The sequence below is a fragment of the Salinicola corii genome (genome assembly GCF_008298015.1).
GTDB classification, from domain to species: domain Bacteria; phylum Pseudomonadota; class Gammaproteobacteria; order Pseudomonadales; family Halomonadaceae; genus Salinicola; species Salinicola corii.
On the sequence record NZ_VTPX01000004.1, the window covers coordinates 354,830 to 377,391 of the forward strand.

General features: G+C 66.0%; 17 protein-coding genes and 1 pseudogene. 6 read left to right on the plus strand and 12 right to left on the minus strand.

Annotated features, from left to right (window positions below):
- Positions 1 to 101 precede the first annotated feature (101 nt).
- The 3 genes from F0A16_RS10060 to gmk all read right to left on the minus strand — a co-directional run bounded on the left by F0A16_RS10060 (position 102) and on the right by gmk (position 3,447).
- Positions 102 to 2,264 (minus strand): RelA/SpoT family protein, encoded by a 2,163-nt coding sequence (locus tag F0A16_RS10060; protein ID WP_149435250.1) that lies wholly within the window; start codon positions 2,262 to 2,264, stop codon positions 102 to 104.
- Positions 2,265 to 2,376: 112 nt separating this feature from the next.
- A complete protein-coding gene (gene rpoZ, locus F0A16_RS10065) occupies positions 2,377 to 2,634 on the minus strand; it encodes a DNA-directed RNA polymerase subunit omega (protein WP_075561565.1) in 258 nt (85 codons plus the stop codon).
- A gap of 150 nt (positions 2,635 to 2,784) precedes the next feature.
- A complete protein-coding gene (gene gmk / locus F0A16_RS10070) occupies positions 2,785 to 3,447 on the minus strand; it encodes a guanylate kinase (protein WP_149435251.1) in 663 nt (220 codons plus the stop codon).
- Positions 3,448 to 3,643: 196 nt separating this feature from the next.
- On the opposite strand from gmk, the gene F0A16_RS10075 reads away from it, so the two are divergent.
- From F0A16_RS10075 to F0A16_RS10085, 3 genes are all read left to right on the plus strand, one after another.
- Positions 3,644 to 4,852, plus strand: coding sequence for an MFS transporter (locus F0A16_RS10075; protein WP_149435252.1), 1,209 nt, complete (start codon positions 3,644 to 3,646; stop codon positions 4,850 to 4,852).
- Between the two features lie 101 nt (positions 4,853 to 4,953).
- On the plus strand, positions 4,954 to 6,003 hold the full coding sequence (gene pyrC, locus F0A16_RS10080) for a dihydroorotase (RefSeq protein ID WP_149435253.1): 1,050 nt from the start codon (positions 4,954 to 4,956) through the stop codon (positions 6,001 to 6,003).
- A 4-nt stretch (positions 6,004 to 6,007) separates the two neighbouring features.
- Complete coding sequence (locus tag F0A16_RS10085; protein ID WP_149435254.1) at positions 6,008 to 6,763, plus strand: carbon-nitrogen hydrolase family protein; 756 nt, start codon at positions 6,008 to 6,010, stop codon at positions 6,761 to 6,763.
- 195 nt (positions 6,764 to 6,958) lie between these two features.
- Here the strand turns inward: F0A16_RS10085 and iolE are convergent, their stop codons facing one another.
- From iolE to F0A16_RS10120, 7 genes and pseudogenes are all read right to left on the minus strand, one after another.
- Positions 6,959 to 7,858, minus strand: a complete 900-nt coding sequence (gene iolE / locus F0A16_RS10090) for a myo-inosose-2 dehydratase (protein ID WP_149435255.1) — start codon at positions 7,856 to 7,858, stop codon at positions 6,959 to 6,961.
- Positions 7,859 to 7,923: 65 nt separating this feature from the next.
- On the minus strand, positions 7,924 to 9,777 hold the full coding sequence (gene iolD, locus F0A16_RS10095) for a 3D-(3,5/4)-trihydroxycyclohexane-1,2-dione acylhydrolase (decyclizing) (protein WP_149435256.1): 1,854 nt from the start codon (positions 9,775 to 9,777) through the stop codon (positions 7,924 to 7,926).
- Positions 9,774 to 11,724 (minus strand): annotated as a pseudogene (locus F0A16_RS10100) (bifunctional 5-dehydro-2-deoxygluconokinase/5-dehydro-2-deoxyphosphogluconate aldolase). Before F0A16_RS10100 ends, iolD begins: the two are co-directional and overlap by 4 nt.
- A gap of 69 nt (positions 11,725 to 11,793) precedes the next feature.
- Entirely contained in the window at positions 11,794 to 12,921 is a 1,128-nt protein-coding gene (locus F0A16_RS10105) for a Gfo/Idh/MocA family protein (RefSeq protein WP_149435257.1), read from the minus strand.
- A 131-nt stretch (positions 12,922 to 13,052) separates the two neighbouring features.
- Positions 13,053 to 13,883, minus strand: coding sequence for an ATP-binding cassette domain-containing protein (locus tag F0A16_RS10110; RefSeq protein WP_149435258.1), 831 nt, complete (start codon positions 13,881 to 13,883; stop codon positions 13,053 to 13,055).
- A complete protein-coding gene (locus F0A16_RS10115; RefSeq protein WP_149435259.1) occupies positions 13,883 to 15,001 on the minus strand; it encodes an ABC transporter permease in 1,119 nt (372 codons plus the stop codon). The genes F0A16_RS10110 and F0A16_RS10115 overlap by 1 nt, the downstream gene beginning before the upstream one ends.
- Positions 15,002 to 15,045: 44 nt before the next feature.
- Positions 15,046 to 15,984: a sugar ABC transporter substrate-binding protein gene (locus F0A16_RS10120; RefSeq protein ID WP_149435260.1), complete on the minus strand. Its 939-nt coding sequence runs from the start codon at positions 15,982 to 15,984 to the stop codon at positions 15,046 to 15,048.
- A 220-nt stretch (positions 15,985 to 16,204) separates the two neighbouring features.
- On the opposite strand from F0A16_RS10120, the gene F0A16_RS10125 reads away from it, so the two are divergent.
- The 3 genes from F0A16_RS10125 to iolB are packed head-to-tail and all read left to right on the plus strand — an operon-like array spanning position 16,205 to position 18,976.
- Entirely contained in the window at positions 16,205 to 17,110 is a 906-nt protein-coding gene (locus F0A16_RS10125; protein WP_149435261.1) for a MurR/RpiR family transcriptional regulator, read from the plus strand.
- 12 nt (positions 17,111 to 17,122) lie between these two features.
- On the plus strand, positions 17,123 to 18,118 hold the full coding sequence (iolG, locus tag F0A16_RS10130; RefSeq protein ID WP_149435262.1) for an inositol 2-dehydrogenase: 996 nt from the start codon (positions 17,123 to 17,125) through the stop codon (positions 18,116 to 18,118).
- Between the two features lie 54 nt (positions 18,119 to 18,172).
- Positions 18,173 to 18,976 carry a 5-deoxy-glucuronate isomerase gene (gene iolB, locus F0A16_RS10135; protein WP_149435263.1) on the plus strand — a complete coding sequence of 268 codons (804 nt, stop codon included), beginning with the start codon at positions 18,173 to 18,175 and terminating at the stop codon, positions 18,974 to 18,976.
- A 186-nt stretch (positions 18,977 to 19,162) separates the two neighbouring features.
- Here iolB and F0A16_RS10140 read toward each other — a convergent pair whose 3' ends face one another.
- Together F0A16_RS10140 and F0A16_RS10145 are read right to left on the minus strand one after the other, a co-directional pair.
- Positions 19,163 to 21,268, minus strand: coding sequence for a TonB-dependent siderophore receptor (locus F0A16_RS10140; RefSeq protein ID WP_149435264.1), 2,106 nt, complete (start codon positions 21,266 to 21,268; stop codon positions 19,163 to 19,165).
- A gap of 62 nt (positions 21,269 to 21,330) precedes the next feature.
- A complete protein-coding gene (locus F0A16_RS10145; protein ID WP_187775963.1) occupies positions 21,331 to 22,497 on the minus strand; it encodes an ABC transporter substrate-binding protein in 1,167 nt (388 codons plus the stop codon).
- Between the last annotated feature and the right edge of the window lie 65 nt (positions 22,498 to 22,562).

The window sequence follows — 22,562 nt, forward strand, 5'->3', positions numbered from 1 at the left end:
GAATGAACGGCCTTTTTAAATGCGTTTTTCGTCATGTAATCGTAACGACGAAAAAACGACGCCCCGCCGTGATTGGCCACGGCGGGGCAACGATCCTGTGGTTAGTTTCGGGCGCGAACGATGCGGCCGATATGATTCAGATTGCGAAGGCGCTTGATGATTCGCGCCAAATGAACGCGTCCCTTGACCAGAATGGTCAGGTTGACGATCGAGAGCCTGGCGTCGCGCTCCTCGATCCCGATGCGTTCGATATTGGCGTCGGCATCGGTGATCAGGCTGGCCAGTTCGGCGATCAGGCCACGCCGAGTCTCGACCTCGATCCGCAGCGGTACCGGAAAATCCTGATCGATCTGCTTCGACCAGGTCAACGAGATCAACTTGTCGGGATCATCGCGCAACTCGTCGAGGTTACCACATTCGTGGCGGTGTACGACGATCCCCTTGCCGATGGACAGGTGGCCGATGACCGGGTCTCCCGGCAGCGGGTGGCAGCAGCGGGCGAAGCTGATCGCCATGCTCTCGGAGCCATTGATCACCATCGGGCCGTTGTGCGGGGAGTCCTCCAGCCGCCGCTCCGGGGGGCCATCGCTTGCACCGGCGTCCATGTCCGCAGTGAGCTCCTTCGTGACCAGGCGTCGCGCCGTGGCATGCGCCAGGCGAGTGCCAAGGCCGATGGTCTCTAGCAGATCGTCCTCGGTCTTGAGGTCCAGTTCGTCCAGCAGTGCCGAGAGTCGCTCCGGCGGCAGCTTATCCAGACTGGTTTCGAAGCTGCCCAGCGCCCGGTTGAGCAGGCGGCGTCCGAGCTGAATCGCTTCGCTTCGCTGCTGACTCTTCAGCGCATGACGAATCGCCGAGCGCGCCTTGGCGGTGATCACGAAATTAAGCCAGGCGAGATTGGGTCGTGCTCCGGGCGCAGTGATGATCTCCAGCGTCTGACCGCTCTCCAGCGGGGTCGACAGCGGCGCGAGATGACGATCGATGCGGCAGGCGATGCAGCTGTTGCCGATATCGGTGTGGACGCTGTAGGCGAAATCGACCGCCGTGGCCCCCTGTGGCAACTCCATGATGTCGCCCTTGGGAGTGAAGATGTAGACATCGTCCGGGAACAGGTCGTTCTTGACGTGCTCGATGAACTCCAGCGAATCCCCGGCATGGCGCTGCATCTCGAGCAGGCCGCGGACCCATTCGCGAGCGCGGGCATGGCTGCCGGCGCCGATGGGGCGCTCGGTCTGGCCGGCCTTGTAGAGCCAGTGAGCGGCAATGCCGTTGTTGGCCATCGCCTCCATCTCGCGGGTGCGGATCTGCACTTCGATTGGCATGCCGCTGGGGCCGAACAGCGTGGTGTGCAGGCTCTGGTAGCCGTTGGCCTTGGGAATCGCGATATAGTCCTTGAAGCGCCCCGGCACCGGCTTGTAGAGGTTGTGCACCGCCCCCAGCACGCGATAGCAGTTGTCGACGCTGTCAGTGATGATGCGGAAACCGAACACATCCATGATCTCGGCGAACGGTTTGCGCTGGTCGTGCATCTTGCGGTAGATCGACAACAGGTGCTTCTGGCGTCCAACGACGCTGCCGGTCAGGTCGTCTTCGTCGAGGCGGCGTTGCAGGCTGGTCTGGATCTGGCGCATGGTTGAACGGCGGTTGCCGCGGGCGCTCGCCACCGCGCGCTTGATACGCTCGGATCGCATCGGGTGGATCGCCTGGAACGAAAGATCCTCGAGCTCGACGCGGATGGTGTTGATACCCAGTCGCCCGGCGATACGGGCGTAGATCTCCAGCGTTTCGCGGGCGATACGGCGCTTCTTGTCCGGGCGCAGCGCACCCAGCGTGCGCATGTTGTGCAGCCGGTCGGCGAGCTTGACGATGATCACCCGTATGTCGCGGGACATCGCCATGACCATCTTCTGGAAATTCTCGGCCTGGGCGACCGCCTTGTCTTCGAAGGTGATCTGGGTCAGCTTCGAGACGCCGTCGACCAGCTCCGCTACCGCTTCACCGAATTGCGATTCCAGCGCTTCCCGGGAGACGCTCGTGTCTTCTATCACGTCGTGCAGCATGGCGGCCATCAGGCTCTGATGGTCCATGTGTAGGTTGGCGAGAATATTGGCGACGGCGAGCGGGTGGGTGACGTAAGGCTCGCCGGATCGGCGCTGCTGGCCGTCGTGGGCTTGTTCGGCGTAATAGAAGGCGCGTTTGACCTGCTGAATCTCGTCGTCGGGGAGATAGCCGCCGAGGCGATCGGCCAGGTCATCGATGGTGAACATGCGGCGCGCCTATTTTACGTTAACGACCCGTTTTTCATTGCCCGTCTGGCAGCCGGCCCCGTAAAGACCGCGCCAGCGGCCTGGGAGGCATTGGTCACGCCAGGAGCCTGGTTCAGATGTCGTATTCCTGGGTCGGCTCGGGGCGCGGGCGCGGCGGCGCGGCTTCGACCGGCTCGTCGAGAATGCTGTCGCCGATCTGGCCGGTGGCGATTTCGCGCAGGGCCATGACGGTCGGCTTGTCGTTTTCCCACGGCAGCAGCGCATCGCGGGAGCCGCGCGCGAGCTGACGGGCGCGTTGGGACGAGATCATTACCAGCTTGAAACGATTCTCGATGTGGTCCAGACAATCTTCGACGGTCACTCGTGCCATGAGGGTAGCCCTGCCAGAAATGGGTGAACGCGCCCCGGATGGCGGGGTCTGCGGGACCGAGCAGTCTACTGGAGTCGTGCGCTGTCTGACAAGAGTCCTCAACGAGTGGCAAGAGTCCTCGACGACCGACAGCAGCCCGCCGGTGGCGGTTCAGTCGAGGCCGTTCAGCAGCTCGTCGAGCAGCGTCGCATGACGTGCCCGCATCTTGTCGAGGCGCGACCGGCGTGCGTGGACGATGCACTCGAGCTCGGTCAGGGCGTGCTCGAAAGTGTCGTTGATGATCACGTGCTCGTACTCGTCGAAATGCGACATCTCGCTGACCGCATCGCGCATGCGCCGTTCGATCACCGCCTCGTCGTCGGTGCCCCGCCCGGAGAGTCGCTCGCGCAGCGCTTTCCGCGACGGCGGAAGGATGAAGATCGACTCCGCATCCGGCGCCTGCTCGCGAACCTGTCGGGCGCCCTGCCAGTCGATCTCCAGAATCACGTCTTCGCCCACCGCGAGTCGCTTCTCGACCTCGACCCGCGAGGTGCCGTAGTGGCGGTCGAAGACCCAGGCATGCTCGAAGAATTCGCCGCGCTCGACCATCGCCTCGAACCCGGGCTGATCGACGAAGTGGTAGTTGACGCCGTCCTGCTCGCCGGGGCGCATCGCCCGCGTGGTGTGGGAAACCGAGACGCCGATGCTCGCGTTGCGCTGGAGCAGGGCGCGGACCAGGCTGGTCTTGCCGGCACCGGAGGGCGCGGAAATGATGTAGAGCGTGCCGACTGCCGGAGCGGCGTTGGCGTGCGGTGCGGAAGTACTTTGCGACATGGCGAGACGGCCGTGAGGAAGTGCGTGAAGCGGCTCAGTATGCCATGAATCGGAGTGATTGGGGCGGCCCGGCGCGTCGGGTCGTGCGCTAGAATGGTGGCGGACCGCGAGTTTCGCCCGGCGTCGAGTTCGCGATCTCGCCAGCGCTCGAGATCGCGCGACGACGCCCAACCCGATTTATCTCCGAAGGAATTCCATGGCCTCTTCACAGCATGCCGCGACCGGCAGCCCGGTCGCCTTCATCGGTGCCGCGTTCGCCTTCTTGCTCACCATGATCGGCACCACCATGCCGACGCCGCTCTATCCGATCTATCAGCAGCAGTTCGGCTTCTCCCAGCTGACGATCACGATCATCTTCGCGGTCTACGCCGCCGGCGTGATGGGCGCGCTGCTGCTGACTGGACGCTGGTCGGATCAGTTGGGGCGGCGTCCGATGCTGTTCGCCGGTCTGGCCGCCTCGGCGTTGAGCGACGTGGTGTTCTGGCATGCCGGCGGTCTCGGCATGATCCTGACCGGCCGCGTGCTGTCCGGTATCTCGGCCGGCATCTTCACCGGTACCGCCACCGTCGCGGTGATGGAGCTGGTGCCCGACGCCTGGAAGCGGGTCGGCCCGCTGGTTGCCACCGCGGCCAACATGGGCGGGCTGGGGCTGGGGCCGATGCTCGCCGGGGTGCTGGCGGCGGCGTTCCCGATGCCGTTGATCCTTCCCTACGTCGTCCACCTCGCCCTGGTCCTGCTGGCCGTGCTCTGCCTCTGGCGGGCGCCCGAGACGGTGGATCGACCGGCGCGGATACGGCTGAGCGTCCAGCGGCTCGGCGTGCCCGAAGGGGTCCGCAGCGTTTTCGTTCCCGCGGCGATTGCCGCTTTTGCCGGCTTCATGGTGTGCGGTTTCGCGACCTCGGTGACGCCGGCCTTTCTCGGCAGGGAACTTGGCCATCACAACCCGGCGCTGATCGGCTTCGTGGCCGGGCTGCTCTTCATCGCCTCCACGGTGGGGCAGATGGTGCAGGACAAGTTGCCCGAGGCCCGGCGCCTGCCGATCGGCTGTGGCGTCTTGCTGATCGGCGTGCTGTTGATCGCCTGGGGCATCGGCGCGAAGACGCTGACGGGGTTCATCATCGGCCCTGTCGTCGCCGGCATCGGCCAGGGCATCGCCTTTCGTGCCGGGTTGGGCGCCGTCGCGGCGGCAAGCCCGGCGGAGCACAAGGCATCGGTGGTCTCGACCTTCTTCGTGGTGGCTTACATCGCCATCTCGCTGCCGGTGATCGGCATCGGCGTGGTGGCTTCCGTCATCAGCCTGCAACTGACCGGGCTGCTGTTCGCGCTGCTGGTGGCACTGCTCTGCTGCGTGGCGCTGGCCATGCTGCTGCGGCCGTCGCGTCAGGGTGAATCGTCGGACGCCTGATCAGCCTGAGCGACAGAGCTGGGGATTCGCTAGAGCTCGGGAATCGACAGGCTCTGGTATCATGAGCGCCGATTCGTCCCACCGATTGCCAGGAGTTCCCGATGACCGCTTCGCCCGACACGCTTCGCATCCGCCGCCCCGACGACTGGCACCTGCATCTGCGTGACGGCGACGTGCTCAAGACGGTGCTGCCCTATACCAGCCGAACCTTTGCCCGCGCCATCGTGATGCCCAACCTGGTACCGCCGGTGACCACGGTCGAGGCGGCCGACGCGTATCGCGAGCGCATCCTGGCGGCGATTCCCGCCGGGCATGACTTCACCCCGCTGATGACCTGCTATCTCAACGAAAGCGTCTCCCACGAGACGCTGGAGCGCGGCCATGCCGACGGCCTGTTTACCGCCGCCAAGCTCTACCCGGCCAACGCCACCACCAACTCCCAGCACGGCGTCAAGCGCATCACCGACGTCTACCCGCTGCTGGAAGTGATGCAGCGGATCGGCATGCCGCTGCTGGTGCATGGCGAAGTCACGCGTGGCGAGATCGATATCTTCGATCGCGAGAAACACTTCATCGACGAGGTGATGACCGACATTCGCCGCCAGTTCCCGGCGCTCAAGGTGGTGTTCGAGCACATCACTACCCGGGACGCCGCCCAGTTCGTGCTGGAAGGCGACGAATGCCTGGGCGCCACGCTGACCCCCCAGCATCTGGCCCAGAACCGCAACGACATGCTGGTCGGCGGCATTCGCCCGCATCTCTACTGCCTGCCGATCCTGAAGCGGCAGGAGCATCAGCAGGCACTGCGCCAGGCCGTGGCCAGCGGCCATCCGCGCTTCTTCCTCGGCACCGACTCCGCGCCCCATGTCACCGCCGCCAAGGAGACCGCCTGCGGCTGCGCCGGCGTGTTCAACGCCGAAGCCGCGCTCTCGGTCTACGCCGACGTGTTCGAGCAGGAGGGCGCGCTCCAGCACTTCGAAGCCTTCTGCTCCGAGAACGGCCCACGCTTCTACGGGCTGCCGCTCAACGAAAGCCATGTCACCCTGACGCGCCAGCCGACTCCGGTCGCCGAATCGGTGGGCGAAGGCGACAACACCTTCGTGCCCTATAAGGCCGGCGAATCGCTGAGTTGGTCGGTGGCGCTGGAGTGAAAGCGTGAAAAACGGATCGCTAACCATCGGGCTGGCTCAGATCGGCTCGCTCGCCGGTGATGTCGGGGCCAACCTTTCGCGTCATCTGCTCGTGGTGAACCGGGCTGCCGCGGCTGGTGTGGGAGTACTCATCTTTCCCGAGCTCTCGTTGACAGGATATGAGCCGGCTCTCGCGGCGAAGCTGGCACTTTCGCCGACAGACCCCCGTCTAGCGCCTCTTGTCGAGTCGGCGAAGCGCCATGGGCTGCATGTCGTCGCTGGCCTGCCGCTGACGGGCGTCGAGCGACCACGAGTGGGCGCGCTGGTCATCTCTTCGAACGGAGAGGTCTCAACCTACGCCAAGCGGTATCTCCATGTGGGGGAAGAGGCGACTTTCGAGCCCGGCGAAGAGAACTGCCTGCTGGATATCGGCGAGGAGCGGGTTGCTATCGCCATCTGTGCCGATACCAATGCACCCGAGCATGCCGAGCACTGCGCGGCCCTGGGCGCGACGGTCTATCTCGCCGGTGTGTTGATCACGGCGGGCGGCTATGCCGCCGATACCGCGCAGCTCGCCCGCACGGCGGCGCGTCATGACCTGCTGGTGGGCATGGCCAACCACAACGCGGCGTCCGGCGGCATGATGGCCATTGGCAAAAGCGGCTTCTGGACGGCGGCTGGCGCCCTGACGGTAGCCGCCGATAGCGATGCGCTGGTGATCGCCACTCGCCGCCCTGAAGGCTGGCGAGGGCAACTCCACCGGCTCAAGCTCGCCGATTAGAACGATACTCGACTGTTTTCCCTAGGCCGCTCCCCGAAGGAGGGCGGCATTCCATCAGTGTATTGGCATGGCGAACGGGTTGGGTTCGTCACGAATAACGCTGGGCGACGGTCTGGTCGCCGGCGTAGTGGTACACGGTATACATGGCAAAACCTCGATGTGGCTGATGGAAGGAGCGATGTGCGGTGACAGCATTCAGGTGTCGATGGTGAATCCGGCATCCCGCGCCAACTGGTGCAGGTTGCGATAGCCCAGCCGGGCGTAGGTCAGCGGATGCGCCACTTCCGGGTCCTGCTCGGCCTCGACCACCAGCCAGCCCACGTAACCGGCTTCGCGCAGATGGGTCAGGGTGGGTAGGAAATCGACGTCCCCGTCGCCGGGTACGGTGAACAGGCCGTCTAGCACGCCGTCGAGAAAGCTCTTGTCGCGGTTGCGCACATCGTCGAGGACCACCCGGCGCACGTCCTTGCAGTGGACATGGTGGATGCGCCCGGCGTAGCGGCGGGCCACCGCCAGCGGATCGCCACCGGCACCATACAAATGGCCCAGGTCGAGCAGCAGCCCCACCGACTCGGGTGTGTTGTCGAGCAGCCGTTCGACCTCTGCCTGGCTCTCGATCAGGGTGCCCAGGTGGTGGTGATAGACCAGTTGCATGCCCTGGGCGGCGAGATAGTCGCCGACTTCGGCCAGCCCCTGGCACAACCGCTGCCACTCCGACTCGTCGAGCAGCGGGCGCTGCGACAGCGGGCGCGAGGCATCACCGTGGATGCAGCGGGTCACTTCACAGTAGACCATCACCGATGCGCCACCGGCCCTGAGCAGGGCGAGATGGCCCTGCAGCGCCTCGATCTCTGCCTGGGGACCGCGCTCCAGGATGCGGCTGGAGTACCAGCCGGAGACCAGCGCCAACTCGTGGGCGCCCAGAGCGGCGTTCAGCGCCTCGGGCGCGCGCGGGAACTTCTGGCCCAGTTCGAAGCCGGCGAAGCCCGCCTCGCGTCCCTCGCGCAGGCAGGTCTCGAGCGGAGTATCCCCGCCCAGGCTGGGCAGGTCGTCGTTGGTCCAGGTCAGCGGGTTGATGCCTAAACGTACGCTCATGGTGAACTCCATGTCGTTCGGCCCGTCGCCAGTGGCGGGCCGAAGGGTCGATGTCGAAACGGCGCTCAGCGGTTGTGCCACTGGCGCGTCTTGCGTTCCTCATAGCGGCGGCGGGCCTCGCCCACCTCCTCGCGTACGGAGACCTCGGCGACGGCCACGTCCCACCACGCGCCGCCTTCCTCGGTGGTCGCCAGCGGATCGGTGTCCAGCGCGATCACGTAGCTGATCAGCGAGGCCTTGGCCCGCGTCAGCGCCGCCTCCAGTTCGGGAATGCCGGAGACCGTCTCCGAGCGGGCGCCGAGGGCCGCGGCATGGGCGGCGAAGTCGATCCTCGGGGCGCCTTCGGCGGTGCCGAGGCAGTCGTCGAGCAGGTTATTGAAGCCGGGGCCGCCGCAGACCTGCTGCAAACGATGGATGCAGCCGAAGCCGCGGTTGTCGAGCACCACCGCGATGATCTTGTGGCCCAGCATTACAGAGGTCGCGATCTCCGAGTTGAGCATCAGGTAGGCGCCGTCGCCGACCATCACGAAGACGTTGGACGTGGGACTGGCCATCTTGGTGCCGATCCCGCCGGCCAGCTCGTAGCCCATGCAGGAGTAGCCGTACTCCAGGTGATAGCCGCGAGGGTGGCGGGTGCGCCACAGCTTGTGCAGTTCGCCGGGCAGGCCACCGGCGGCGGCGACCACGATGTCGCGCTCGCCGGCGGCGCGGTTGACGGCACCGATCACCTCGGCGTCGCTGGGCAGGTCCGTACCGCGATCGCGCGTCGCCAGCTCGACGCTGCGGTTCCAGGCCTTGCGCAGGTGGGCGGCGCGTTCGATCCAGGCCGGCGCCGGCTGCCAGTCGTCGAGCCCTCCGGCGAGGGCCGGCAGGGTCAACGCGGCATCGCCGACCACCGCCTGGCCGTGATGCTTGATCGCGTCGAAGGCGGCGACATTGAGGCTGACCAACCGCGTACGGGGCGAGATCAGCGCCCGCGAGCCGGAAGTGAAATCGCCCAGCCGCGTGCCCACTGCGAGGATCAGGTCGGCCTCCTCGGCCAGCGCATTGGCGGCGGCGGAACCGGTGACGCCGATGCTGCCCAGGTTGTGGGCGTGATCCCACGGCAGCGCCCCCTTGCCGGCCTGGGTCTCGCCCACCGGCAGCCGGTAGCGTTCGACCAGCGCGGCCAGGGCGTCGCGGGCGCCGGCATAGTGGACGCCGCCACCAGCGATCACCAGCGGCTGGCGAGCCTCGCGGAGCAGAGCGATGGCACTGGCCAGTTCGTCGACATCGGCGGCCTGGCGCCGGGGCCGGTGCACCTTCTCGACAAACAGTCGTCGGGGGAAGTCGTAGGCCATGGTCTGCACGTCCTGGGGCAGCGCCAGCGTCACCGGGCCACACTCGACGGGGTCGGTGAGCACGCGCAGCGCCTGGGGCAGCGCGGTCAGCAACTGCTCGGGCCGGGTGATGCGGTCGAAGAAGCGGCTGACCGGCTTGAAGCAGTCGTTGCTGGTCAGGGTGTGGTCGTGGAAGTTCTCGACCTGCTGAAGCACCGGATCCGGCAACCGGGTGGCGAAGGTGTCGCCGGGCAGGAACAGCACCGGCAGGCGGTTGACGTGAGCCACGGCACAGGCGGTGACCATGTTGGTCGAGCCGGGGCCGGCGGAGGCGGTACAGACCATCACCCGACGCCGCTCCAGGGTCTTGGTGTAGGCGATGGCGGCGTGGGCCATCGCCTGCTCGTTGTGGGCGCGGTAGGTTGGCAACTGCTCGCGGGCCTGATAGAGCGCCTCGCCCAGCCCGGCCACGTTGCCGTGGCCGAAGATCGCCCAGCAGCCGGAGAACAGCGGCAAAATCTCGCCATCCACCTCTACCTTCTGGGCATTCAGGTAACGCACCACGGCCTGGGCCATGGTCAGTCTGAGGCTGTCGCTCATGACACACTCTCCTTCTCGGGCCGAGCGGCACGCAGGCGCCTCCAGGTCCGGATCAGTTCGGCGTAGTTGCTCGCCACCCGCTCGACCAGCCCGGCATCGTCGATGTCTCCGGCCAGCCACGCCCGGCTGGCGGCGGAGAACAGGGTGCGGCCGACGGTGAAGCCCTTGCACCAGTCATGATGGGCAGCGGTGGAAAAGCCGTGCTTCATCGCTTCCATGGGCGCGTCGAGGCCCAGCAGCACCACCCCACGGCAGTGCGGATCCTGGCTCTCTATCACCGTGCTGACGGCTTCCCAGGAGAAGGCCGACATCGACGGTAGCTTCCACCAGTCGGGGCGGATACCGAGGTGGTAGAAGCGCATCAGCGAGCGCGCCAGGGCGCTGTCGTCGGGAGTGTCCCGGACGGGCGGGATGATCTCTATCAGCAGCTCCAGCTCGAACGCGCAGGCTGCCTGGTAGAGCTGACGCAGGCGGGCTTCCTGGTCGAGGCGCAGGGCCAGTGGATCGTCCGGGTGGTAGAACACCAGGCACTTGATGATGTGCTCGCGCGGCCAGTGGCGAAGACGCATGCCGAGATCGTCGCCATGCTGGAAGCGCAACGGGCGCGAGCCGGCCAGCTCCACCGGGCGACCGATCCACCAGCCGCGTCCGCTGGCGTCGTTGAGCGCGTCCTGGCCCAGCACGTCGTCGACCAGAATCGCCGGTGCTGTCAGGCTAGTGCTGCTGGCACCCTCCGCCGCGGCTTGCACCAGCAGGCGCTTGAGATGCGGCAGTCGTGCCGGGTCGGCATGCGCCTCGCGGGCCATGTCGAACAGCTGGCGGCGGTGATCGAAGGCCAGGCCGCAGACTTCGGGCCAGTCTTGCGGGGTACGGGTGGTGACGCGATGCAGGTGGTTGAGCCGTGCGTCGCGGTCGGGCCGGGCCAGGGTGTCGCGGCGTCCGAGATAGTCGAACAGCTCGGCCTCGGTCGGCATCGCCGGGGCGCAGCCGTGGCGCGAGACCACCAGCGCGCCGCAGGCGTTGGCGTAGGCGGCACTGGTGGCCCACGACTCGCCGCGCAGCCAGCCCCGCAGCAGCCCGCTCATGAAGGCGTCGCCGGCGCCCAGCACGTTGAGCACCTCGACTTCGACGCCTTCGACCAGGATGCCGTCCTCGAGGCGCTCGGGAATCTCGCCCTCGAACACCACGCAGCCCTGGGCGCCGAGCTTGCACACCAGGGTCGCGGGGCTGACTCGCGCGCACCGCACGCAGCGCCTCGAGGGTCCCGGTGCTGCCGCCGGCGATATGGAACTCCTCCTCTGTGCCCACGATCAGGTCGAAATCGCCCAGCCACTGCTGCAAGTGACGACTGACCTCGGCGTCGGCGACGAAGCGCGTCTCGCCGTCGCCGGGCGAGGTCAGACCCCACAGCACCGGGCGGTAGTCGATGTCGAGCACCCGCTTGACACCGTGGGCGGCGGCGGCATCGAGCGCCTTGCGGCAGGCGCGCTGGGTGGTCTCGGTGGAGAGGTGGGTGCCGGTAATCGCGAGTGCCCTGGCGCGGGCGATGAACGCCGGGTCAATCGCGCCGGCGTCGATGGCCATGTCGGCGCAGTCGCGGCGATAGAACAGCAGCGGAAAGCTGTCGCGATCCTTGAGCGCCAGCAGCACCAGCCCGGTATGGCGCTCGGGGTCGGTCTGCAGGGCACTGACGTTGACCCCGGCGCGCACCAGCTCCTCGCGCACGAAATTGCCCATCTGCTCGTTGCCGACACGGGAGAGCATGGCCGACTTCAGACCCAGGCGGGCGGTGCCGTAGGCCATGTTGCCGGAGCTTCCGCCAAGGTAGCGGGAGAAGCGGGAGACATCCTCGAGACGACTGCCGAGCTGCTCCGAATAGAGGTCCACCGCTACGCGACCTAGGCAGATCAGGTCCAGGGAGCGAGGTTTCCTGAGTGAATCCTGCATGGCGTGTCTCCACGTCGTTTGTCATCGAGTGCCGCCGAGCCTCGTGCGGCGACGAAATAAAGTGATGTATCAGTCGATCCCGATCCAGCAGCGCTCCCGATGCGAGCGCTCGATCGCGTCGATCAGGCGATTGATACGGCAGGCCTGGCGAAAATCGGGATAGAGCTCGCGCTGGCCGAGAATGCCCTCGATCAGGTCGCGGACCTCGATGATCTTCTGGTCGTTGTAGCCCAGGCCGTGGCCGGGGGCCGGGCTGAATGCGGCGTAGTCGGTGTGTTCGGGGCCGATCAGCAGGGTAGAGAAGCCGCGCCGGCCCTTGGGTCCTTCGTGGCGGTAGAGCTGCAACTCGTTCATGCGCTCCTGGTCGAACACCAGCGCGCCGTGGGTACCGGTGACACAGTAGGCCAGGCCCATCTTGCGTCCGCTGGCGATGCGCGAGGTCTCGATGTTGCCCATCAGCCCCTGGGAGAAATGCAGCATCGCCTGGGCTTGGTCGTCATTCTCGACCTCGCCCATGCCGCTGCCATCCGGCAGCGGGCGCTGGCGGATCAGCGTCTGCAGGTCGCCGCAGACCGTGGTGATCGACTGCCCGGTCAGGTACTCGGCCATGTTGAGAATGTGGGAGCCGACGTCGCCCAGCGCGCCGCTTCCCGCGGTATCGCGTCGCGTGCGCCAGTTGTGGGGCAATTCGGGGTCGGCCAGATAGTCCTCGTTGTGGCGCCCACGGAAGTGCACCAGCTCGCCGATCTCGCCGCTGGCGATGATCTCGCGGGCCAGTTGGGTGGCCGGGTTGCGGATGTAGTTGAAGCCCACCAATGTTTTTACGCCGGCACGCTCGGCGGCCACGGTCATGCGCTCGGCGGAGGCGGTGGTCAACGCCAGTGGTTTTTCCGAATAGACGTGTTTGCCCGCGGCGATGGCGGCCAGGGCCATCGACTCATGGAGAAAGTTGGGAGCGCAGATATCGACCACATCGATGGCGGGGTCGGCGACCAGCTCGCGCCAGTCGCCGGTGGCGCGGGCGAAGCCGAGTTCAGACGCCCTGCTCGCTGCCAGGGCGGCGTCGGTCTCGGCCAGCAGGTCGCAGACCGGCAGCGCCGGCAGGGTGAACACCCGTGGGGCGGCGTGCAAGGCGATGGCGTGGGCCTTGCCCATGTAGCCGGTGCCGATCAAACCGATGTTGAGTGTCTGTTGCATGGCGTGGTTCCTGGATGGGAGGCGGATGCATCGACGCGGTGGATGAGCTGCACGCACGGGCTCGGGAGCGCGGCGGTCGCATTTAGCGACGGCATCGGCTGACGCCACTACCGCGGCCGTGGGTAAAAGCGTCAGGAGATGGCAGCACGGGATGCGGTCTGGCTCTCCGCCGGCGTGCGCTGAAACTCGGCCAGCTCGGCATCCAGGCTCTCCAGCTCGGCGCCGCCGGCCATCATGTTGAGCACCTCCTCGCGGCTGATCTCCGACTTGCGGAAATAGCCCAGACTGGTACCGCGCTTGAGCAGGGTGAAGGCGTCGGCCACCGGGTAGGCGTGGTGGACGTTGTGGGTGATGAAGATCACCGCCAGCCCGTCGTTGCGCGCCTTGGCGATATAGCGCAGCACCACCGAGGCCTGCTTGACCCCCAGCGCCGAGGTGGGTTCGTCGAGGATCAGCACCTTGGCGCCGAAGTAGACCGCCCGCGCGATCGCCACGCACTGGCGCTCGCCGCCGGAGAGCGTGCCCACCGGCTGACTGGGATCGCGCACGTCGATGCCGATCCTGGCCATCTCCTCCATGGCGATGCGGTCGGCCTGCTTCCAGTCGATGCGCTTGAGCGGTCCCCAGCCCACGGTCGGTTCCCGGCCCATGAAAAAGTTCCGGGTGATCGACATCAGCGGGATCATCGCCAGGTCCTGGAATACCGTGGCGATGCCGCTATCCAGGGCGTAGGCCGGCGACTTGAAGCGCACCGGTTCGCCGGAGACCCGCATCTCGCCCGAGGTGGGCTTGTGGACCCCGGAGAGCGTCTTGATCAGGGTCGACTTGCCGGCGCCGTTGTCGCCCAGCAGGCACATCACCTCGCCGGCGTGGACGTGCAGCGAGACGTCGTTGAGGGCAATGACGTTGCCGAAATGCTTGCTGACGTGGCGCATTTCGATCATCGGGACGGTGTCGTTCATCAGCGAGCCTCCATCATCTTCTTGCGCACGAAGTTGTTGAACAGCACCGCGATCAACAACATGACGCCGAGGAAGACCTTGAACCAGTCGGTATTGACGCCGGTATAGAAGATGCCCATCTGCACCATGCCGAAGATCAGCGCGCCGAGGGCGGCGCCGACCGCCGACCCGTAGCCGCCGGTGAGCAGGGCACCGCCGATGACCACTGCGATGATCGCCTCCAGCTCCTTGAGCATGCCGCGGATGGTATCGGCGGAGCCGGTGTCCATGACCTGCAGGCTGGCGAAGACGGTGGCCGAGAGCGCGGTGAAGATGAACAGCGATATCTTGACGCGGTGAACCGGCACCCCGGAGTTGCGCGCGGCGTTGGCATCCCCGCCGCTGGCGAAGATCCAGTTGCCATAAGGCGTGAACAGCAGCATCCAGGTAGCCAAGGCGGTCAGCCCCAGCCACCAGACGATCGACACCGGGATGCCGGTCACCATCGGATTGCCGGCGAAGTTGGTGGCGATCCAGCCGTGGCTGGCCATCCATGCGAACAACCCGGTGGCGACCTCGCCGGAAAAGAGCGTCGCCAGCCAGTCGTGGGGGATATGATTCTGAATGCCGCCGATCTGGGTGCGTCCGGTAAGCAGGCGGCAGCCGCCGATGGCCAGCCCACGCAGGATGAACAGGAAGGCGAGGGTGACGATGAATGAAGGTAGGCCGGTGCGGTTGACCAGATAGCCGTTGCACCACCCGACCAGAACCGCACAGACGAACGCCAGCAGCAGCGCCGCCCACAGCGGCCAGCCGTACTGCACGGTGGGAATCGCGATGATGATGCCTGCCAGCCCGATCATCGAGCCGATGGAGAGGTCGAACTCGCCGCCGATCATCAGCAGGGCGGCGGCCGTGGCCAGAATGCCCAACTGGGCGGAAACCTCCAGAAAGTTCATGATGCCGGCGGGCGTGAACATGCCGGTGCCGCTGGCGGCGACGATGAAGAAGGCGAGCACCAGTACGGTGCCGGCGATGGCGCCCAGTTCCGGGCGCCGCATGATCTTCTTCCAGGTCGCGACGGCGGCGATGCGCTCGTCCTCCCGGGTAGCGTCTTTGGCTGCGGGGGTTGCTGTCATGGCAGTGATCTCCTGCGATTCGCGATGGCGGGGCGGGCCGGAAACTAGCGAATGCCCTTCTTGCTAAGCTCCATCACTTGTGCCGCGTTCTGCTTGGTGACGAAGCCGGGACCCGTTGCCACGTCGCCGGCCGGCATCAGGCCGTTCTGGGCGTACTGCTCGAGGAAGATCACCGGCAGGTAGCCCTGCAGGTACTGTTGCTGGTCGATGGCGAAATCCAGCCCGCCCTGCTGAAGCGCCAACAGGATGCCGGGGGAGAGGTCGAACGTGCCCAGCGTGAATTGATCGGTGACGCCCTCGTCGCGCATGGCCTGGATCATCGGCTCCGCCGAGATCGGACCCAGCGTGAGGATGCCTTTGATATCCCGATGCTGATTGAGATAGGCAATGATGGCGTTGCGGATTTCGGTGGGGTCGTAGGAGGTCGCGAGCTGATCGGCGTTGCCGTCGAAGCCGTCGATGAAGCCGTCGCAGCGCTGATCGAGGCCCTGGTTGCCCTGTTCGTGGTTGATGCACAAGCCTTTCTCGACCCCCATCTCGCGCATCCGCTCGGCGGCAGCCTTGCCGGCCTCGTATTCGCTCTGACCGATGTGGAGCAGAGCGCCGTATTTGGCCGCCGCGTCTCCCCCCGAGTTGATGGTGATGACCGGGATGCCCCTGTCGGAGGCGTTTTGCACCACTTTTCCGAGGGCGTTCTCGTCGGTGAAGGAGATGATCAGACCGTCGGGATCGGAGGCGATGGCGGCCTGGGCCAGCTGCTGCATCTGGGCCATGTCGAAGGTCGAGGGAGAGCGGTATTCGAGCGTGTCGCCCATCTGCTTGGCTGCTTGCTCGGCCCCATTCTTGACCACGGTCCAGAACGGATCCGACGGCACCCCATGGGTGACCATGACGAAGCGATGATTGGCGGCGCTGGCCAGGGCCGAGGTCGTCAGGCAGGCGGCGGCGAGCGTGATGGCGAGAAGGCGTTTGTGAGATCGCATGGTGGATCCTCTTTATCGTTGTCTTCCGGATAGCGGGTGACGTGACACTCGGCTCAGCCCGCGCCAAAGAATATAAATTTCATTTTCCCCGTAATACAAATCATTTGTTCTATACTTTGGTATGAATGGAATTTTTATTCCAAAATCTCTAAGCTTGCTTCCATTGCTGCCCGATCCTGAAACGGGATCGCAAGCCGTGCTTTTTACAAGGGTTTTTCTCATGCCTATTCAGGATTTCGAGGCACTCGAAAGCCAGATCACTGAAGCGTATGCCTCGCTCAGCCGCCGGCTGCAGCAGACGGCGAGATTCCTGCTCGATAATCCTCAGGAGGTTGCGTTCGCGACCGTCGCCAAACTGGCGGATCAGGCTGGCGTCACTCCCTCGACGCTGATCCGTTTCGCCAACAGCTTCGGTTTCACCGGATTTTCGGAGATGCAGGAGCTGTTTCGTGCGCGTTTGGTCAATGAGCTGCCCAATTACGCGGAGCGTATCCGCGCCGTGCGCGCGGCCACTGGGGAAAACCCGGACAGCACCCAACTGCTGTGGGAGTTCGCCGAGGCCAACCGGCATGCTCTGGAAGGTCTTCCGAGTCGCATCGATCCCGACGACCTGGAGCGCGCGCTGGACATTCTCGAGCAAGCGGAGATCGTTCATGCCATCGGCGCGCGGCGCAGTTTCGTGGTGGCCAGTTATGTCACCTACGCGCTGCACCACATCGACAAGCGAGCAGTCCTGATCGATGGCCTGGGTGGTATGCACAGCGAACAGGTCAAGGCGATCGGTGCCCGTGATGCGCTGCTGGTGGTGAGCTTTTCACCCTATGCCGAGGAGACCCGGCAGGCAGCCAGCAGTGCGGGCGGGCGCAACATTCCGCTGGTCGTGATCACCGATTCGAGCCTTAGCCCGCTGGCACGCCTGGCTGACGTGGCGCTGGTGGTGCAAGAGGCCGAGGTCAAGAGCTTTCGCGGGCTGAGCGCATCACTGTGCCTGGCCCAGGCCTTGGCGATCGCACTGGGGGTGCGTCAGGACCGAGCTACGGAGTCCGCAGGCTCGGGATCGACCACGTCCGGACCGGTGGGTGTCATATCCGATGATGGGTCGGGCCGACGAGGCTCACGAGATTAAAGGAGATAGCCTATGAAACTGGCGCTGATCGGTGCCGGGCGGATCGGCAAGGTACACGCCGCCGCCATCGCCGCACACCCCGAGATCGTCCTGGCCGGGGTGTGCGACCACGACCCGGCGGCAGCCCGGCGACTGGCCGAAACCCACGACGGCCAGGTGCTGGCGGTGGATGCGGTGTTCGACGATGCCGAGATCGACGCCGTGCTGATCGCCTCCAGCACGCCCACCCACGCCGACTACCTCGAGTGCGCGGCGCGGGCCGGCAAGGCGATCCTGTGCGAGAAGCCGATTGCCCTCGACCTGACCCGCACGCGGGAAGCGCTGGCGGTGCTGGCGGCGCACCCGGTGACCTGCGCCCTGGGCTTCAACCGCCGCCACGACCCCCAGTTCGCCGCGCTCAAGCAGGCCATCGTCGAGGGGCGCATCGGCCAGTTGGAGACGCTGACCCTGATCAGTCGCGATCCGTCGCCGCCGCCGGCGGAGTACGTCGACGCTTCCGGCGGCCTGTTCCGCGACATGACTATCCACGACTTCGACATGGCACGCTGGCTGCTCGACGAACCGATCCACGCCATTCATGCCGAGGGCGCCTGCCTGATCGACCCGGCGATCGGTGCCGCCGGCGACATCGACACCGCGATGATCACGCTCGTCACCGCCAGTGGCCGGCTTTGCCATATCGACAATTCGCGCCGCGCCAGCTATGGCTACGACCAACGCATCGAGGCGTTTGGCAGCCTCGGCATGCTCCAGGCACAGAACGAGACCGAGACGCGCCTTCGCTTCGCCGGTGCGGCGGGCCAGGTCGAGGAGAACCCGCAGCCCTTCTTCCTCGAGCGTTACGCCCGTGCCTATCGGCGCGAGCTGGATGATTTCGTTGCCAGCTGGCGCGAAGGCCGATCACCGCTGGCGGGCGCCGAGGACGGCCTGCAGGCGCTCCGCCTGGCCAGCGCCGCGGATCTCTCGCGCCGCGAGGGCCGCCGCGTGGCGCTGAGCGAGATCGACTAGCCAGCTATCCATGCGGCGTCGCCCGGTGCCGCCTTGTGAACAGGAGGAATCTGGATGGAATCGCTTCGTATACGGCCTCATGCGGCCGACGATCAGGGGTGCGTACTCGACGTCACGCCCCGATCCGCCGGCTGGGAGTACGTCGGTTTTCGCGTGCACCGCCTGTCGGCCGGACAGTGCCTGGAGGCGCACACTGACGATCGCGAGCACTGCCTGGTGCTGCTGAGTGGCCGTGCCACGGTCGCCAGCGGGGAGCAGCGTTGGGACAACATCGGCGAGCGCATGAGCGTGTTCGAACGGGTCCCGCCCCACGCCGTCTACCTGCCCGATGGCGTCGGCTACCGGGTAGAGGCCCTGACCGATCTGGAACTGGCGGTGTGCAGCGCGCCGGGGCACGGCGGACACCCCGCTCGCCTGATCGCGCCCGGGCAGATCCGGCGCAGCACCCGCGGCGAGGGCAGCAACGTGCGCCACGTCCACGATATCCTGCCGGAGACGGAACCCGCCGACAGCCTGCTGGTGGTGGAGGTCTACACGCCGGCCGGCAACTGGTCGAGCTATCCGCCCCACAAGCACGACGTCGACGACCTCCCGCGGGAGTCGCGGCTGGAGGAGACCTACTACCATCGTATCGACCCACCCCAGGGCTATGCCGTGCATCGCGTCTACACCGACGACCGTTCGCTGGACGAGACCATGGCGGTAGAGAACGGCGATTGCGTCCTGGTGCCGCGGGGCTACCACCCGGTGGGCGCGGCCCACGGCTACCAGCTCTACTACCTCAATGTCATGGCCGGCCCGCGACGGGTGTGGAAGTTCCACAATGATCCCGACCATGAGTGGATGCTTGGCCAGTGAGGTAGTGTCGATCATCGTGAAATCCGCGAACTCGGGCTGTCATTCCGGCGGTGCGCACAAATTCGCCGGGAGCGAATTTGAACGGCCCCAGGCCGGCCTTCGGTGACCGCCAGGGATGGCGGTCATAGCGCAGCGAATAGCCGGAGCGTAGAGCCCACGTAGGCATTCAGGCGGTGATTGATCACACTAGAACGACACGCTGGCCTGCAGCGTGACCTCCAGCGGTTCGCCGACCACCACCCGAGTGTCGCCGCCGCTGGAGGGGTAGTAGGTGGTATCGAACAGGTTTTTCACGTTGAGCTGCAGGTGGGTGTTGTCGCCTAGCCAGCGGTTGTCCACGGCGACGAAGGCATCGGCCACGGTGTAGTCGTCGAGACTGAAGCTGTTGTCGCTGTCGCCCTCGCGCGAGCCGACGTAGCGCACGCCGCCGCCGACCCGCCAGTGGCCGAAGTCGGGATTCAACGCCAGTTCCCGCGCCAGCAGCAGCGACGCGGTGTGACGCGCCACGTTGGGAAGTTCGTTGCCCTCGGTTCCGCCATCCGCGTCGTCGAGCACCTCGGCGTCGGTATAGGCGTAGTTGGCGAGGATCGACAGCCGATCGGTCACTTCGCCCTGGACGGAGAGTTCGACCCCCTTCGAGCCGCTCTTGCCCACCGCCCGCGAGACGCCGTTGTCGCTGACGACGACGTTCTCCTTGGTGATCTCGAAATAGGCCAGCGACGCTTGCAGCCGGTCTGCCAGGAAGCGACGCTTGATTCCGGCTTCCCAGCCATGGCCTGTCTCCGGGTCGAAGCTCTGGCCTGAGTCGGCATCCGGTTCGTTGGGTACGAACGACTCGCTGTAACTGGTGTAGAGCGAGGTCCGTGGCGTCAGCCTGTAGAGCAGGCTGGCGTGGGGCAGGAAGATATTGTCTTGGGTATCGGTTTCGACCACGAAGGGGCGCCCCTTGCCGCCATACTGTTCGGTATGCTGATAACGGCCACCCAGGCCGAGAATCCAACGTTCTCCCAGGTGGAGGTTGTCGTCGAAATAGGCGGCGGTGCTGTTGATCTCGTCGAGACGGTGGCTGGTGCTGTCGAGATAGGTGGCGCCGTCTAGGGTCAGGTCGCCGTTGTCCGCGTCGTAGATCGAAAAGGTGTCGGTGGCGCCGCGATAGCGGTCGGCCAGATAGTCGCGGCGGCGTTCATGGTCGAGTCCGAGGGTCATCTCGTGGCGGATGCCGGCTAGTTCGACATCGCCCAGCAGTTCGGCGGCGGTATAGATCACCCGGCGGTCGAAGCCATGGTTGGCGTCCGCGCGTCGTTTCACGGTGCCGTCCTCGGCGACGCTCAGTACCCGAGGCTGGCCGTCGTCGTACTGGCGGCGGTTCCAGCCATAGGTCAGGCGGCTGGTCCAGGCGGCGTTCAGATCCTGCTCCCAGCGCGCCGTGAACGACTGGTCGTGGCCGGTCACCCGCGACCAGCTCTCGTCGAGACGGCGCTTGCGCGGCACGTCGATGGGGTCGCCATCGACGAAGGCGGTGCCGCGATCCAGGGTCAGGTCGTAGTCGCGATACTCATAGGCGAACCAGAGCCGGGTATCGTCGTCTTTCCAGCTCAGCGAGGGCGCGATCACCGTCTGCCGGTTGCTGCCGAAGTCCCGCCAGTAGTCCTCGTCCTGCTGGCCGACGATGAAGCGGAAGGCGGCACCGCTGTCGCCCAGCGGCCCGGTGACGTCGACGCTGGCATCGCCACCGCCAAACGAACTGCCCTCGCCGCTGATGATGCGCTGCCACGAGTACTGCGGCCTCTTGCTGACGACGTTGATCACCCCGCCCGGCTCCTGGATGCCGTAACGAAACGAGCTTGGTCCCTTGAGCACTTCGATGCGCTCGATGGTGAACAGCGGAAAGGTGTTACGCGGCTGGCGGATGCCGTCGCGCAGGATCGAGCCGTCGCTGTTGCTGCCGAAGCCGCGCTTGATGAAGCCCGCCTCGGTGCCGCCCATGGTGTTGCCCTGGGTGATGCCGTTGACGTAGCCCATGGCGTCGGTCAACGAATCGGCACCGATGTCCTCGAGCATCCGGGCGCTGACCTGATCGACCGTGCGCGCCTGGCTCAGGAAGTCGGTGGCGCGACCGGTGACCATGCTGGTGGGGCCCGGGCGATAGGTGTCGTCGACCGGCGCCGCCTTGACGACCAGCGGGTCGAGGGCCGTGGCGCCGGTCTCGGCGGCCTGCGCCACGGGGTGGTACAGCACGGCCATTGCCAGCGCCATCGGCGAGCATCGGCGGAGTCTGGGGGTGATACGCATGACAGGGGTTCCCGGAGTGATCTCGTTATCGCGGGTCTCGAGACCCGTCGTTGGTATTGCCGTCAAGGCGGGTTGCCGGCGTAGGTCGCCTGGAAGGTGCCGCTGGCATCGATCGGCATGAACCGGCGATAGAGCGACTCCAGCGTCTCTTCGGGGTCGAGCGCCGCGCATTGGCGAGGATGCAGCCAGCCGGCGATGGCCTGCAGCGCCACCACCGAGAACGGCCCCTGGTGATAGCCGTGCCAGAGCGCATGAAAGCCGCCATCGTTGACCGCCGACAGCGTCGGCCAGCCTGGGCGACGGGCCACGACATCGACCATGTCGCGCTGGGTATCGCTCTCCTCGACGCCAAAGCCGGCGCGAACCGAGCCACCCTTCGGCCACTGCGCGGCGGTGGCGATGATGACGTCGGGGTCGCGGGACAGAATGGTTTCCGGATTGAGCACGTTTTCGGTGCCTGGGCTCATGCCGGCAGCGATATTGTTGCCCCGGGCGTACGCCACCAGGTCGGCGAGGCCGGAGTCGAAGTTGCTGCGGCAGCAATCGACCCTGAGTCCAGGAGCGATATCGATCAGCACGCTGGGTCGCCGGGTGACGGCAGCGAGACAGTCGTCGACCGCGGCCTGCTCGGTCTCGAGCTGCTGGATCATCGCGTCGGCGCGGGATTCCGCGCCCAGGGCGCGGCCCAGCAGCCGCAACGATGGGACGGTGTCCGCCAGCGGATGCTCGCGGAAGTCGACGAACAGGATCGGTATTCGTAGTGCCTCCAGCTGCGCCCGCAACGGCGATGTCTGCAGCTCGCGATAGCGTGAGACATCGGCGATGATCAGATCTGGATCGAGGGTGATCAGCGCTTCGGCGCCCAGCATGGCGTTGTTCGCCGTCCCCGGTGCCGGCAGGTCGGAAAGGGCGGGCAAGGCCGCCTCGAACCGGGACTGGGCCACCGGATCGAAGCTCTCGAGCGAGCCGCGCCAGCCGCTCATGCGCGCGACGGGATCGGGCAACAGCGCGGCGAGGGCGAACAGGTGACGCGGGTTGTCGAGGAAGATGCGCTGTGGCGGGGCCTGCAGCGTGAGCTCCTGGCCAGCCAGGTCGGTCAAGGTGACGGGGAAGTGGGGTGTCGCGACAGGGTCGGTGCTCTCCGACGCCATCGCGGTCATCGACCACAGCAGCGCTGAACCGATCGCTATGATGGCCAGGCCAAGCCGGCTGGCGAAAAGCGCGCGCATCATTTTTCTTCTATCTGATTAAAGATAATCATTATCATTGTTATTTGTGGCACGGTCAACGCGGC

Excerpts from the sequence above, each read along its gene's own strand:
- F0A16_RS10060 (WP_149435250.1), bottom strand. The coding sequence starts at position 2,264 with ATGTTCACCATCGATGACCTGGCCGATCGCCTCGGCGGCTATCTCCCC.
- rpoZ (WP_075561565.1), bottom strand. The coding sequence starts at position 2,634 with ATGGCACGAGTGACCGTCGAAGATTGTCTGGACCACATCGAGAATCGT.
- gmk (WP_149435251.1), bottom strand. The coding sequence starts at position 3,447 with ATGTCGCAAAGTACTTCCGCACCGCACGCCAACGCCGCTCCGGCAGTC.
- F0A16_RS10075 (WP_149435252.1), top strand. The coding sequence starts at position 3,644 with ATGGCCTCTTCACAGCATGCCGCGACCGGCAGCCCGGTCGCCTTCATC.
- pyrC (WP_149435253.1), top strand. The coding sequence starts at position 4,954 with ATGACCGCTTCGCCCGACACGCTTCGCATCCGCCGCCCCGACGACTGG.
- iolE (WP_149435255.1), bottom strand. The coding sequence starts at position 7,858 with ATGAGCGTACGTTTAGGCATCAACCCGCTGACCTGGACCAACGACGAC.
- iolD (WP_149435256.1), bottom strand. The coding sequence starts at position 9,777 with ATGAGCGACAGCCTCAGACTGACCATGGCCCAGGCCGTGGTGCGTTAC.
- F0A16_RS10105 (WP_149435257.1), bottom strand. The coding sequence starts at position 12,921 with ATGCAACAGACACTCAACATCGGTTTGATCGGCACCGGCTACATGGGC.
- F0A16_RS10110 (WP_149435258.1), bottom strand. The coding sequence starts at position 13,883 with ATGAACGACACCGTCCCGATGATCGAAATGCGCCACGTCAGCAAGCAT.
- F0A16_RS10115 (WP_149435259.1), bottom strand. The coding sequence starts at position 15,001 with ATGACAGCAACCCCCGCAGCCAAAGACGCTACCCGGGAGGACGAGCGC.
- F0A16_RS10120 (WP_149435260.1), bottom strand. The coding sequence starts at position 15,984 with ATGCGATCTCACAAACGCCTTCTCGCCATCACGCTCGCCGCCGCCTGC.
- F0A16_RS10125 (WP_149435261.1), top strand. The coding sequence starts at position 16,205 with ATGCCTATTCAGGATTTCGAGGCACTCGAAAGCCAGATCACTGAAGCG.
- iolG (WP_149435262.1), top strand. The coding sequence starts at position 17,123 with ATGAAACTGGCGCTGATCGGTGCCGGGCGGATCGGCAAGGTACACGCC.
- iolB (WP_149435263.1), top strand. The coding sequence starts at position 18,173 with ATGGAATCGCTTCGTATACGGCCTCATGCGGCCGACGATCAGGGGTGC.
- F0A16_RS10140 (WP_149435264.1), bottom strand. The coding sequence starts at position 21,268 with ATGCGTATCACCCCCAGACTCCGCCGATGCTCGCCGATGGCGCTGGCA.
- F0A16_RS10145 (WP_187775963.1), bottom strand. The coding sequence starts at position 22,497 with ATGCGCGCGCTTTTCGCCAGCCGGCTTGGCCTGGCCATCATAGCGATC.